We start from the raw sequence: 13,587 nt of genomic DNA, 5'->3' as shown, positions 1-13,587 counted from the left end.
TAAATTGCGCGCAATTAAATTTGCACTAGTAGCATTACAGGCATAGAAATGAAGAAAACCTCATCACTAAGTCAATACAACACGGTGTTTTATTCAGCATAGATTAAGGACGTATCGGCTAACCTTGATGTGAAAATATCGAGTTTTGAGGAGAGTCATGAGAAAGATAATTATCAGCGCCTGTATTTTACTATACTCAGGTGCCAGTTTCGCGAATGAGTTCAATCGTGAGCTTTGGACCCTGCAGCATTCTCAAGCTCAAGCTACTATCGTCTCAAGCCACGGATACCAAAAGATGAAACTCGTCGACAGTGGTGCTGGCAAAGCGGTTGTGGTTTTTACCCACCTTGACGATCAGGCCTACTGTGGCGGCCAAGATGCGCTGTTTAAGCCCATCCCCACCAGCATAGATGTTGAGCTTGAGGTCAATAAAGCATTACAGCTTCTGTCTGTTCCTGCATTAATCGGATGCAATCAAGGCATATCCTTCGCAGAGGTGAATGGGAAGGCCAGCATGAAACTCATTGGCATGATGCAAGATGCAGCTCGGGTGCAATTTTATGACCAAAGCTTTTCATTAAACGGATTCGAGGCTGTATCACAAAAAGTGATCCACTGACCCGGTAGTCTATACTGGTCCTTGGCTCACCTCCGCATGATAAGGCGATCAGGGACTAATACAAAGCGTCACATCAATTACCTTGAAGAGGTGCCGGGGATCTGTTTATGCTCAAGAGCAGACTTTTATCACTTACTGTCGTTTATTGGAGCTGAATATGAACTATCAGGTTTCAAAGCGCTTTATCAGTACCTCTATTCTCTTGCTCATCTCTCCCTGGGTAAGTGCAGGACAATGGCATCTTCAGGTAGATAATGACTTCATCTTCAAAGATGACGGTAACTATACCAACGGCTTAACGCTTGGTTGGGAGAGTGCTCCGCTACAAAATCTGGATGACACAGCCTCCCCTATACGCTGGCAAAGTTTGTTTAGCTTCAAGCAGAACAGTGCACAACGAGCCTGGGGAGTGAAACTCACACAGCAGATGTGGACACCCGGTGAAATCAAGATTGAGACTCCCCAACCCTACGACCGCCCCTATGCCGGCTACTTAGCGATTGAAAGTCACACCGCGACCTATGGAGAAACTTGGGCCCAGAAAAACTGGTTATCATTGGGTATTTCAGGGCCGGCTTCCGGTACTGAGCAGTTACAGAAACTGTTCCATAAGCTCACGCCATCATCGACACCGAATGGCTGGCAACATCAGATTGAAAATCAATTAACGATTCAACTTGCCTATGAACTAGATGCGCTTATTATGCGCAGAGATGCATTCAGTAACGCATTTACAGGTGAAACACTGTGGGAGCTGAGCGGCTTTAGTCATTCACAAGCGGGGAACTTTCGCAGTGAAGCGGATCTCGGGTTAACCTTCAGGTGGGGGACAAATTTAGCAGACTCATTTGCTCGCTTAAGCCAGCATAGTGGTCAATTCGGTAACATCTCGGCCACCACTAAATTCAGCAGCTGGATGCTCTTCACCCGGGCCTATGTGGGATATCGATTCAATGATCTGACCATAGATGGATCCCTTCCCTACAACTCCCATGTTGAGTTTGAAAACAGTCAGGCGGGTGTCACCACAGGCATTATCTGGGCCCATCCAAGCTGGTCTCTCGCGTGGAGCTTTAATGCTTACACCAAAGAGTACCAGAGCGATCCCGACAGTTGGCATGGTTATGGCTCATTAATCATCAGCTGGCAGTTGTAAAAGAAAGTCATAACCTCATATCGGCCGGGTTTCCTTCAGGGCTAGAGTGTTCATTATGCTCAGTCTTTTCATAAGCGCTATCATACACATCGTCACGGGGAGTATTATCGTTAAGCGTATTGAAAAAATCATATAAGCTTTCCAATATCGTCCCTAACTCTCTGCTCACCACCTGTGTTTCGCCCTGAGTCTCCTCTATCTTTAACGATGTCTGATCTGCAAGAGCCATAAGCTGTTTCTCCTGATCTTCCTCCAGTCCGAGTCCAAAAAGCATCCCCTCTAATTGATTGACCATACTATGCATGATCCCTTGAGAATGCCTGTCATGTTCAAACAGTCGCTCTGTCGTTAACTCCAACTGCTTCTCAGCAACGGCGATGACCTGAGTAAAAATGTTCTGTCTTTGCTCAACCATCTCCTCACGTGCTTTTAAGGTAGCCAGGTGAGCACCGGCGATATCCATTAATACAGCAATATGATCCCTGAACCTTCCGCATCGTTTTTCATCATCTAATGGCATATCCTTTATCAGCAAGACGATATGGGGCGCTCTGATAACGGTACGTATCCCCACACTTAATATTCGTTCACTATGAACAACAAACCGAGAAAGCACTTGTGCTTCTATACTCTCTTCGCCGCAGTCCACAAAAACAGCGGAGCCGGTGTCAATTCTCGCCACAGAGTTCATCCCAAAGTTCCTGAGAATTCTTATGATGGCAAGCCCCACCTCATGGGGGTGTTCAATGGATTGTACGTCCTTAATAAAATTAACCACCTGTCCTAATTCACTGCTGACGGTCATCGCCTCCATGGCGATCTCAGTAGCCTCTAATGCCGATTTCTCGGCATTAAACACCTCTAAATACCGTTCGAGGCAAGTATCAACCTTTGCATTAAGTGCTTCCGGTTCTGCGGGTTTGACAATGTACTCATCGGCTCCGGCTTCGAAGCCTGCCAGCCTTTCCTCTACGGTATCGAGAGCTGATACGAAAATAATGGGTAAGTTTGCAGTGGCAGATTCTTTTCTCAGTGCGACACACACCTCATAACCTGTTAACCCCGGCATATCGACATCCAGCAGTAAGAGGTCGGGGATTGAATCCTTTACCATGGCCAGGCAAGTTTCACCGTTATCAGCTTCGGTAACACGATACTTATCCTCAAGCATCCCCCTGAGTATTAAACGGCTAATAGCAGTATCATCAACGATTAGTATATTAGAAACTGGCTTCATCTCTGACTCTCCGGTAAATGCTTAACTTAGCCGCTTTAACTCATTCAGCCACATTGAATGGCGGTACTGAGTGAAACGCCCTGAATGTTTTTCTACTAATAGTTTTTTTGCTAATAGTTTTCATTACAACTTAACTGAATCGTGGCCGATACGACTCTATTTCTTCCCAACTCTTTCGCGCGATAAACGGCCTCATCGGCGCGTGCCAATAATTGCTCGAAACTCTCTTCATTAGGTCTCAGCTCTGCCACACCAAAGCTGGCGGTAATGCGGATCCCCGCCGGCATTAATCGTTCAATTTTATCCCTCAACCTCTCAGCCTTCTCCTCGGCACTATCGATTGAGCAATGTTCAAACAGGGCAACAAATTCCTCCCCACCGAAACGTGCAACCACATCCTCTTTGCGATTACTCTCGGCTAAAGCCTTGGCAACGGCCTGCAACACGCTATCCCCGGCCTGATGACCGAACTGATCGTTAACCTGCTTGAAATGGTCGATATCTATCATCAATATCGACAGTGGATTATTGTGCCGGATAGATTCTGCCATTTTTTGATTGGCGGCTTCGATCAGGAAATGACGGTTATAGAGCTGGGTGAGCTGATCGTGCAGCGCCATATTGCGCAACTCATCACTCTTTTGTTTCAACATGATCTGAGTACTGACCCGTGCGGTAACGATGGCGGGACGAATAGGCTTAGTGATGTAATCTACGGCTCCGAGTTGTAGGCCATACTCCTCTTCATCATCACTGTCTCTCCCGGTAACGAAGATGATGGGAATATGCTGGGTATGTGGATTAGCCTTAAGCTTTCTACATACTTCATAACCATCCATTTCTGGCATAACCACATCCAATAAAATGAGATCGGGTAGGGGGTCTATGCGTGCGAGCTCGAGACATCGCTGCCCATTCATTGCAATTTTTAGCCGATAGTCTTTTTTCAAACACCCTGCCAATAGTTGAATATTGGTCCGTGTATCATCAACGATCAAAATGGTTGGTAAGTCATTCATTAACCAAGTCCTTGTTGAGTTTCGAGTGACTTTCAGTTAGCGCTTTAGTTAACAGTCTTAATGTCGCTGTGGCCTCGGTATGCTCAAAGTCGGCCAGTTGATTTAGTAACTGGTTACAGAGTTCCTGCATGGCTTCATTTTCGGTCGCCCACTTTAAACTGGAAAAATCATCCACATCAATATAACTGCCATCGTCGAGAAGGTTACCAATATCCTCCAGCATCAAATTTAACGCATCCTCACTCATGCATTTATCTTGCTGAAGTTGCGAGACATTGTTACGTTGAAAATCTTCGATACAGGCTTTCAATGCGCTATAGGCCAAACAAAAAACTGGAATATCTTTCTTAATCGAATCGATATCGTAAGTTTTTGCCGCTGACTCAATCTTTTCGGCCTCTGCCCGCAGCATTTCTGCACCAACATTAGCCGCAACGCCCTTAACCGTATGCGCCAACTGCCTGCTCTGCTCGATATCTTCACTCTCTGCTGCAAGCAAGAGTGAATCTACCCGAGCAGGAATATCCTCCATAAAAAGGGTCACGATTGAATTAAAGAGTGACTCCTTCCCCATGGCTCGCTTCATTAAGCCCTCTCTATCCCAGACTGGGACTTCACCAACTGAAGCGTCTTGTTCATCAAGTATAGAGGGCTTTGATTCAACTGGTGGAGAAAACAGATCCGCTTCTTTTCCTCCTTGCTCACCATGACTAACGGTAAGCCATTGATATAGTTTCAAACGCAGTTTATCTGAATCGATAGGTTTAGAGAGGTAGTCGCTCATCCCGGCATCTAAGCACTTCTCTTTATCGCCCATCATGGCGTTTGCAGTCATCGCCACAATGGGAATATCAAGATATTGTTCACCCGCATTTCCGGCTCGGATCTGTCTGGTTGTCTCGTAGCCATCGAGCTCGGGCATTTGACAGTCCATCAATATCAGTGAGTATGGCTTGCTGCCACCCCGCAGCAATTGTTCCAATGCCAAGGCTCCATTATCGGCAACCTCGGTCGATAAACCTAAGTCTTCTAAGATCCCCTTAGCAACCAGCTGATTAACGTAGTTATCTTCGACTAAAAGAATATGGGTATCTTCGGGCCAGCTAAACACCTCTCCCCTCTTAACCTGGCTCAATGACTGTAAATAATGATGAGTCACCAGCGGCTGAGCCTCTTGCAGAGCCTGCCCCCCTTCAGAAACAATCGATAAGGCGTCAAATAGATCGGATGTCGTTGTAGGCTTAGGAAAATAGGCGCTAAAACCGAGTTCGGCGAAGAAGTGTGTATCACCGATTTGTGACATAGAGGTCATCATTACCAGTTTAATCGGTTCGAATCTGCTGTCGGCTTTCAACCTCTTTCCCAGCTCAGCTCCATCCATATCGGCCATCTGCATATCTAAAAATGCCACATCGAACAGCTGCTTATCCGGATCTTCAAAATACTCTTCACATATCTGAATGGCCTGCGGACCACTCTTAGCTTCGACGACATCGGCCCCCCAGTATTCGAGCTGGCCACGGATCACCTCTCTGTTGGTTTCATTATCATCGACGACCAATAACTTTAAGGCGGTAATATCGACCTTAGGCACAACCAACTGGGAGTGAGTACTTCGCCCTAAACTCACCTCGAAACGAAAACAACTCCCCACCCCCTCTTCACTTTCTACCGACACACTGCCCCCCATCAGATTGCAGACTTTATCGACAATGGCCAGTCCTAACCCGGTTCCGCCATACTTTCGGGTCGTTGAAGCATCCACCTGACTGAAAGAGTCAAACAGTGAGTCAATTTTATCCTCCGCGATACCAATGCCGGTATCTGAAACCGAACATTTTAAACGCCACAATGTCTCATCATCGCAGGGAACAAGCTCTGCCTTAATCACCACTTCGCCCTGCTTGGTAAACTTAATCGCATTGCCCGTGAGATTGGTTAATGCTTGTCTCAGACGTCCTGGGTCGCCATTGACCATAGAATACTCGACGCCTTTGACGTCGAGAATAAGTTCAAGATCTTTATCCTGAGCCAGGTGAGCCATGCCCTCGGCAAACTCCCCCAGCATACCCCGTAAATTAAAATCTAAATTTTCCAGCTCAAGCTTACCGGCATCAATTTTAGAATAGTCGAGAATATCATTGATAAGCGTCAGTAAAGATTCTGCACTCGATTGGGCGATACTCACTCTTCGACGCTGAAAATCAGACAATTTAGTATTGAGTAACAAGCCCAACATACCCAGAACACCATTCATCGGCGTTCGTATCTCATGGCTCATACTGGCCAAGAACTCACTCTTGGCTTTTACCGCCAGCTCGGCTCCCTCTTTAGCCAGCATCAGCTCACTCCGAATCTTCATACTCTCGGTAACATCCCGAAAACTCCAGACCCTGCCAAGCACCCCACCTTCTGACATCATAGGAAGTGAAACACGCTCAAACACCCTCCCATCAATAAACGCTAAAGTATCGAATAACTCAAGCTCCGGATCCCTGTATAGCCGCTCAATGCCTTGTATAAAAGACGCGGAATCCACAAGCTGAGACTTGGCATAGTGAGCAATCTCTGAGTCATCGCGTCCAATCAAGGTTTTGTCATCTATCTTCCAGAGTTCCATAAATCGATTATTGACCTGCAGTATCTTGCCCTGAATGCTGGTAACTAAGATGCCGTTATCTGTAGATTCGAGCACTGAATGCATCAGAGACAGCGCTTCATTCGCCTTTATAGATGCGGTCATTCTCTCGGTGATATCGGTGCGAATTGCAATATAACTATGGGGGTGACCCTCAGCGTCTTTAAGTGGAACAACTGTCGTATCAACCCAATACAAGGTGCCATTTTTGGCTCTGTTACATATCTCGGCGTTCCATACCTCTCCCTTAGTGATCACCTCATACATCTGCTTGAAAAAGCCCCGGGGATGATGACCCGAGTTGAGTATTCTGTGATTCCGGCCCAGAAGCTCTTCGGATGCATATCCACTGATCTCTGTAAAAAGCTGGTTGACATAGGTGATCGTACCCTTCAGATCTGTCACCGCGACGATGGAGTGTTGATCGAGAGCAAATTTTTGCCCCTCTAAACTCTCCAATGCCTGTTGCAGCTGCTCTTTAGTCTTGTACAACTTCTTTTCATGGCTTGTTCTTGCATCGACCATAAAGTTAAATGCATCGGTCAGTAGGCCTATCTCATTGTGACTATCTATCGTTAGTTCACCCACCTCCTTTCCTGAGGCCATCTTCAGGCTCGCCGCCGCTAACACATTAATCGGATAGGTGATTTTTCGGGTGATATAGACAGCCGCAATAATGACGACTAAAGCGGTAATCATGACTAAAAACATAGTTATCTTGCCTAACCAGTTTATCGCCGATAACGCTTCATCCCGCTCCAATTCACTAATGAGTAGCCAGGTCACATTAGCCATTTTGACTTCCTGACCCATGCCGATAACCTCTTGGCCGTTAGGGCCAATATACTCAGAAGCCGACTCTTTTATACTCGGCTCATCCGTACCAGCATTCCTGCTATCGCCTTCATGCAATCTACGTTTGTTACGCCAGATGTTAAATTGGAAAGTATCAATTTTTCTCAGAAGTACTTCATTCCAATTATCTTTTATGGGCGTTCTTAATGTGCCATCTTCAGCTACCAGGTAGTGTGATAACGAGCTATTCACACCGAAAGTAGAGCCTAATAAATTCAGTATCTTCTCAAACTTTAACTGGATAACGAAAACCCCGATGGGTTCTCCAAACTCATCAAACAGGCGTGCACTGACGAACCCCGCAATAGACTCAGATGACGCTTCATAACGTTCTAATCCGGAAAAATTAGCATCGCCGGTATCAAGAGCTAAGCGGACACTGGTCGAAAACAGCGAATCACTGTTTTTTTCACTAAAAATATTTTGACCAAGATCCTCCTCTTTAGTCACGGTGAAGAGGATATTCCCCTGCATATCAATTAAATACAGATCACTGATATAGTCATACTGATGAGCCTTAGCCAGAAGCTCATGCTGATAGGTATCGACTGTCTGGTCCCAGTCAGAAGTTCGAACATATTCATCTCCCGCCAGTTTACTCCTCTCCAGCCCCGCGATAAGTGACTGCAGTAAGAGGGAGTTGTTGGGTGAAGCGGCTTCAACATTAAGATCGACCATTCGATACTGAAACCAGCTCTGAATGGCTTTTGTGCTCAATAAAGAGGACTGAGCCAGCTCCTTTTGTAACTCATTGACCAGGCTCTGTTTCGCTTGCTCATAACTAAACCAGGAAACTCCAACCAATGGGATTAATGAGAGCATCAGAAACCATAGAATCAAACTGAGACTCAAAGAGCCGTACTTACTTTTAGCAGGGCTATCTATTTCATTCGGCTTATCGTCCATATTCACCTTTTAACTATCACTATTGACTGCTCCGATAACTTTATTGAATGCAAAACAAAGTTGAATTTAGCTTAGTAGAGGTGGTGAAAAAATTCACGAAAAGCGGAAATAAAACAGAGACAAGGGAGATGACGACTCGACAATAGATAGGGAAAGGCAACGACTAATAGTCAATCACACAAATTTTGATAAGTTTGTCTTTCCGTAAAGTGAAGGAGGAAATTTATACGGAATCGAAGGCGCTTAAGTCCAGCTGGATCCCGAAAATATCGTTCCTCGCCACTTGATGTCGGGATGATGGGATGCGAAAGCAGTCAGTTTTCAGATTCGACTCAGCATCATACTCTTAACAACCATTGTCGATTAATGTCAACATAACGGCTTCTCCTTCTCCATTTATACCCGTATATTGCAGGTGACACTCAGAATCGACAGATAAACCTCTTGGCACAAAATTTACAAATTTATCACTGCCGCCTTCAATATAAATACCCCACTGGCGAGTAGCGACAGAGGACTCATCCTTGAGATGTTCAGCATCTAATGCCAGAATCTGAGTAATACTTTCATATACGGCGGCACTATCAATGTTCTTTGTGCTGGCTTTTTGTGACACTGGCAAAGAGGAAGGGATATGACCATAGGTCAATACGGCGCTGCCTAAGCTTCCTCCCAGTTGAACGTCGGCCACAGCTTGCCGCTCTTTTCCCTGTAGCACAGCTTTAGAGTAAACCAGCTGGTTTCCGCTTGAGATAGCCCCTCTTACACCATTTAATACCGAACGGTGAGCATCACTTTTTAAATTGATAAACTTGGGCGCCGCAACCACTGACAAAATGCCCAAAATCACTATTACTATCACGAGTTCGACTAAGGTAAAACCTGAATCTGCTTTTAAAGTAACACTTGATGCATGCATTAAATTTTCCCTCTGGGGCATTAAAAACAACCGCTATAGATCTATAAGTAGCCAGATTAAATAAGAGAAGATGTTATTTATCTTGATGTTCTCGACGATACAATTCCCACTCTTCAATCACTTCACCCGAGGGAAGCGTGCAAATACCTTGTTGTCCATCGGGACCGCTGACAATCTCCAGCTTTCCATCCAATGCAAGGCAGTAGTCGGAAGCCGGGTTACTCATGTTTGCCATAGCGGCCTCTTCATGAATGGAACATGCCGCAAGGGCTAAGAAAATAATAACCAGACCGACACCGATAAAGACGCCGTTAAGCACCTTCTCAAATGAGATCTTGCCAAACAAATCAAGGTTCATATTTTTCATGAAATGACTCCAGATAATCTTCGATTTCAGGCAAGGAGAAGCTCTCACTTATCGGCCTGTAAATATTAAAAAGCGCCCGAGTGGACGCTTATCGTTTATTCTTTATCATTTAAGTAATGACTTAGAAACGGTAACCAACAGTAAACATCACAGTGCTGAAGTCTTTATCGGAAGTAGAGTAAGATACAGGCCCTGCATCGGTACCTCGGGCGTCGAGAACCGAACCGGTTCCTTTCATGTCACGATCGCCGTTGTGGAAGGTATAGTGCAGGTTGAAATTCAGGCCGTTATTCATGTAGTAACCGACACCAATCATAGGCTTAATCACGGTGCTGCTAGCGGTGTTTAAGCTTAGTTCTGCTATATCGACCGTTTCTTGCCCCGGAGTGGCATTATTAAGTTCATATTGACCCACTGATTTTAGCTTTGAAAACTCGGCACCGGCCTTAAGTGCTAGCTGTCCTGCTCCGATATCAAACTGGTAACCAAGGTATAAGGTATGAGCCTTATAATCATTTCTTTCGCTACCGTTTACCTGAATCATCTCTACATCTGGCGATCCAGGCATGACGTCTGTTTCAAAGCTGGTATTAATATTCTGACCTTTCTCGGCACCGCTGTAGGTATAACCAAAAACGAAGTCGCTATAACCCGCTTCCAAACCGATGGCAGCCTTAGTTCCCATGGCCTTACTGTTTGAAACACCAACCATAGGGTTGAGTGTAAATTCACTCGCAGTTGCCGAAGCGGATAGGGCTAACATTGAAGTTACGGCGCACGCTAATAATACTTTTTTCATAATAATTCTCTATGGTTCTCTGAATGAGTTGGCTTTTGCCCGGTTACTCACCTTGTATGGGTCTGGCTACTTTCTGACATAGCGTGTCACCGGCGACTGACTTAGGCTTGCTAATGGTTACTATGGGTTTTACAAAGGCTTTAACAAAGAAGGGGTCTCTCTTTGTTAAGGTGAGCTCATGATATAGAGGGTGGATTTACCAGACATCATTAAGAAAATTGATAAGTCTTAGAGATACAAGGAAGGAAAACTGCCGCCTCATTGTTATTAAACAGTGATCATTTTTAACAGCTGGTTGCAGTAGAAACAGATATGTCGGAATTGAGTTATTCCCGAGACTCTTTTTTATGTGACTCGGTTAGTCAGCCAGCAAAATCTTAGTGATATGAATAAAAAAAAGCGACTCAACAACTAACACTGTAAGTAATGAATAGTGGAAAGGTTTTCAATAAGATAAACACACATCGAATCGATAAATTACTTTTAATATAATGATGGGTGAAAAATGAAAATCAAAACATGGGTGCTTTCCTTAAGCTTACTGAGCGCTGCGACAATGGCCAACGACTTCTATGTTCCCTCGACAATATCAATCGAAGGACAAGAGTTTTTAACTGAAAATTTTTCCCACGAATTACGAAACGCCTCTGTCATTCCAGAGGGGATGGACACGAAAGGATGGAAACAGTTACAGGTGCTTTCTGATGAACAGGTTCAGCCCCTCAATGATGCCGCAATGGCTATCTACAAACCCATCATTAACGAAACCAGCATCGCAGGCGTACCGGTTGTCGATATCAAACCCCAGGGCTGGAAAGATAACGGTAAGGTTTTAGTCTACACACACGGTGGTGCGTATGTGGCATATACGGCAAAAAGCAGTTTAGCCAGCAGCGTCCCTGTGGCGGCAGATACCGGTCTTCGTGTGATATCTGTAGATTATACTCTGGCGCCTCATGCCAAATATGACACCATCACAGATCAGGTTATCACCGTTATCCAAGGCTTAACCAAACAAGGTTACAAGATGTCAGATATCGCCATCTATGGGGATTCTGCAGGTGGAGGCTTAGCGGCAGGCTCTGTACTTAAAATGCGTGATTTAGGCATGGAGTTGCCCGCCGCAGTTGTGCTTTGGTCTCCCTGGTCAGACATTACAGATACCGGTGACAGCTATCACACGCTAAAAGATGCCGATCCTCTTTATCTTTACGACTTACTACTCAGGCCGTCTGCAGAGGCCTACGCCGCTAAGAAAGATCAAAAGCATCCCTATGTATCTCCGGTATATGGTGACTACAGCAAACCTTTTCCATCGACCTTGATTCAGGCCGGAACCAAGGAGCTCTTCTTGAGCAACGCGGTAAGGTTGTATCAAGCGATAGACAGCAATGGTGGCGAGGCTAAGCTCGATATTTATGAGGGAATGTGGCATGTATTTCAGGCCTTTTCTTTTAATATTCCAGAAGCAAAACTTGCCAGGAAGAAGATGGCGACCTTCTTAGATGAAAAGCTGGATACTCAAGGCTAGGGAAACAAGCTTAATGCCCAACAGGGAGCTTAACCCCTCCCTAAACTGAAGCGGGTTTCATTAACTTCCCTCTGATACATTCACGATAAACCTGTGTTCATTTAATTGATTAATAGAAATAAAAAATCCCCTGCACTCAAAGTGCAGAGGATCCTTAAAACGAGCATTAATCTTGAAGCTTAATGCTCGACAGCATCAAGAATTGCCGGGATCACTTTATGAAAGAGTGAAATAGCCATCCGCGGTGTCTCTGTCATAGGATAACCTCCATTCATCGCAATAACGGTGCCACTGGCTTTATCCATAGCGACAACCTGCCCATGAATACCCACCATTGCCAATATCGAGTAACCACCTACATTCAATAGGCGAAATTGGTCCTTATACCAACCATCTGCAAGGGAGGCTTCCTTACTGAGTTTCCATGCAGAGCGAACGTTATCATCCCCTTGTAATAGACCAGAGATAAAATCCGATGGGATCACTTGCTCTCCAAGATAGTTCTTACCATCATTCATCAGCACCTTACCAATACGGGCCATGTCCTTAGTCGCGGCATTCAGTCCACCCGAAGCAACGGCACCACCGACATGATCTGACATTAGAAAGGCATCATTTTCTAATCCGACTTTCTTCCAAATATTATCCTCAATCAGGTCTGCGAGTCTTTTTCCTGTCGCCGCTTCAACCACCTTGCCTAAAACTTCTGTATTTACACATTGATAGGTGTATTTCTTACCCATCTTTGTTTCGACCTTAGTCACCAATGGAAAATAATCCGTCACACCACGAGGGTAATCACCAGCGGTATCACCGTTATAGGACTGAGATAGTGTCATGCGGTCATCCCAGGATTTATGCTTGGAGACCTTCTGGATCACTGAGGTTCTCATATCTGCCACTTCCTGTACGCTTGCCGTTTCCCATGCAGTACCTTTCAGTTCGGGCAGATAGTGGATAACGGGTTTGCTCATATCCAGCTTTCCCTCACTCACAGCAATCGCCGCCATCATCGAGGTAAATGACTTTGTTACCGACATCATCAAGTGGGTAGAGTGTTCATCCATGTTATTCCAATAATGTTCGTGCAACAGACGATCACCATTGACCACGACCATAGAATGGTTTTTCAGGCGATCCCGCAGAAAAGTATTGAGATCCATCTGACCATCAATATCGGTGATCATAATCTTACTGAAATCGAGTTGCTTATCACTCTTTAATACTTCAGGAGACAGCACATCCTGCCCACTTCCCAGAAGGCCGTGGCTGATGCGATAACTATGGGTAAACTTGTAGGCATGGGGAAAGGTAGATGCAGCATTCTCCCCTGAATCATAGTTTTTAACCGAGATCATATGCTGGGCTGCATTCTCTAAAAAAGTGGCATCTCGTCCCTGAAAATCAGCCGCAGATGAGCCAAATGAAACGAGCAGAGAGAAAGCTAATAGTGTTTTATTCATAATATATTCCATAGATATTTTTAAACAATCATAACAACCAAATAGGTCAAATCGAAAACATTAAGTTAAAATCGACTC

Annotated in this window: 10 protein-coding genes; 3 read left to right on the top strand and 7 right to left on the bottom strand. The window is 45.1% G+C overall.

All coding sequences use genetic code 11. The features are described from left to right. Nucleotides 1-157: 157 nt before the first annotated feature. Together SSED_RS07170 and SSED_RS07165 are read left to right on the top strand one after the other, a co-directional pair. Nucleotides 158-619, top strand: coding sequence for a hypothetical protein (locus SSED_RS07170; protein ID WP_012141732.1), 462 nt, complete (start codon nucleotides 158-160; stop codon nucleotides 617-619). Between the two features lie 157 nt (nucleotides 620-776). Further along, nucleotides 777-1,775, top strand: coding sequence for a lipid A deacylase LpxR family protein (locus SSED_RS07165; protein ID WP_012141731.1), 999 nt, complete (start codon nucleotides 777-779; stop codon nucleotides 1,773-1,775). A 7-nt stretch (nucleotides 1,776-1,782) separates the two neighbouring features. Here SSED_RS07165 and SSED_RS07160 read toward each other — a convergent pair whose 3' ends face one another. The 6 genes from SSED_RS07160 to SSED_RS07135 all read right to left on the bottom strand — a co-directional run bounded on the left by SSED_RS07160 (nucleotide 1,783) and on the right by SSED_RS07135 (nucleotide 10,515). Then, a complete protein-coding gene (locus SSED_RS07160) occupies nucleotides 1,783-3,012 on the bottom strand; it encodes a response regulator (RefSeq protein ID WP_012141730.1) in 1,230 nt (409 codons plus the stop codon). 110 nt (nucleotides 3,013-3,122) lie between these two features. Next, nucleotides 3,123-4,031, bottom strand: coding sequence for a diguanylate cyclase (locus SSED_RS07155; RefSeq protein ID WP_012141729.1), 909 nt, complete (start codon nucleotides 4,029-4,031; stop codon nucleotides 3,123-3,125). Next, nucleotides 4,024-8,430, bottom strand: a complete 4,407-nt coding sequence (locus SSED_RS07150; RefSeq protein ID WP_012141728.1) for a response regulator — start codon at nucleotides 8,428-8,430, stop codon at nucleotides 4,024-4,026. The genes SSED_RS07155 and SSED_RS07150 overlap by 8 nt, the downstream gene beginning before the upstream one ends. 346 nt (nucleotides 8,431-8,776) lie before the next feature. After that, a complete protein-coding gene (locus tag SSED_RS23605; protein ID WP_012141727.1) occupies nucleotides 8,777-9,349 on the bottom strand; it encodes a type II secretion system protein in 573 nt (190 codons plus the stop codon). Nucleotides 9,350-9,422: 73 nt separating this feature from the next. Beyond that, the gene (locus SSED_RS24950) at nucleotides 9,423-9,716 is read right to left on the bottom strand and encodes a putative hemolysin (RefSeq protein WP_012141726.1); all 294 of its coding nucleotides are present in this window, start codon (nucleotides 9,714-9,716) and stop codon (nucleotides 9,423-9,425) included. A gap of 121 nt (nucleotides 9,717-9,837) precedes the next feature. Continuing rightward, nucleotides 9,838-10,515, bottom strand: coding sequence for an outer membrane beta-barrel protein (locus tag SSED_RS07135; RefSeq protein WP_012141725.1), 678 nt, complete (start codon nucleotides 10,513-10,515; stop codon nucleotides 9,838-9,840). Between the two features lie 505 nt (nucleotides 10,516-11,020). Here SSED_RS07135 and SSED_RS07130 point away from each other — a divergent pair. Then, nucleotides 11,021-12,046, top strand: coding sequence for an alpha/beta hydrolase (locus SSED_RS07130; RefSeq protein WP_012141724.1), 1,026 nt, complete (start codon nucleotides 11,021-11,023; stop codon nucleotides 12,044-12,046). A gap of 179 nt (nucleotides 12,047-12,225) precedes the next feature. Here SSED_RS07130 and SSED_RS07125 read toward each other — a convergent pair whose 3' ends face one another. Beyond that, nucleotides 12,226-13,509, bottom strand: coding sequence for a serine hydrolase domain-containing protein (locus SSED_RS07125; RefSeq protein WP_041421575.1), 1,284 nt, complete (start codon nucleotides 13,507-13,509; stop codon nucleotides 12,226-12,228). Between the last annotated feature and the right edge of the window lie 78 nt (nucleotides 13,510-13,587).

Source organism: Shewanella sediminis HAW-EB3, from assembly GCF_000018025.1.
GTDB classification, from domain to species: domain Bacteria; phylum Pseudomonadota; class Gammaproteobacteria; order Enterobacterales; family Shewanellaceae; genus Shewanella; species Shewanella sediminis.
This window is presented reverse-complemented; position numbering and strand designations above follow the sequence as displayed.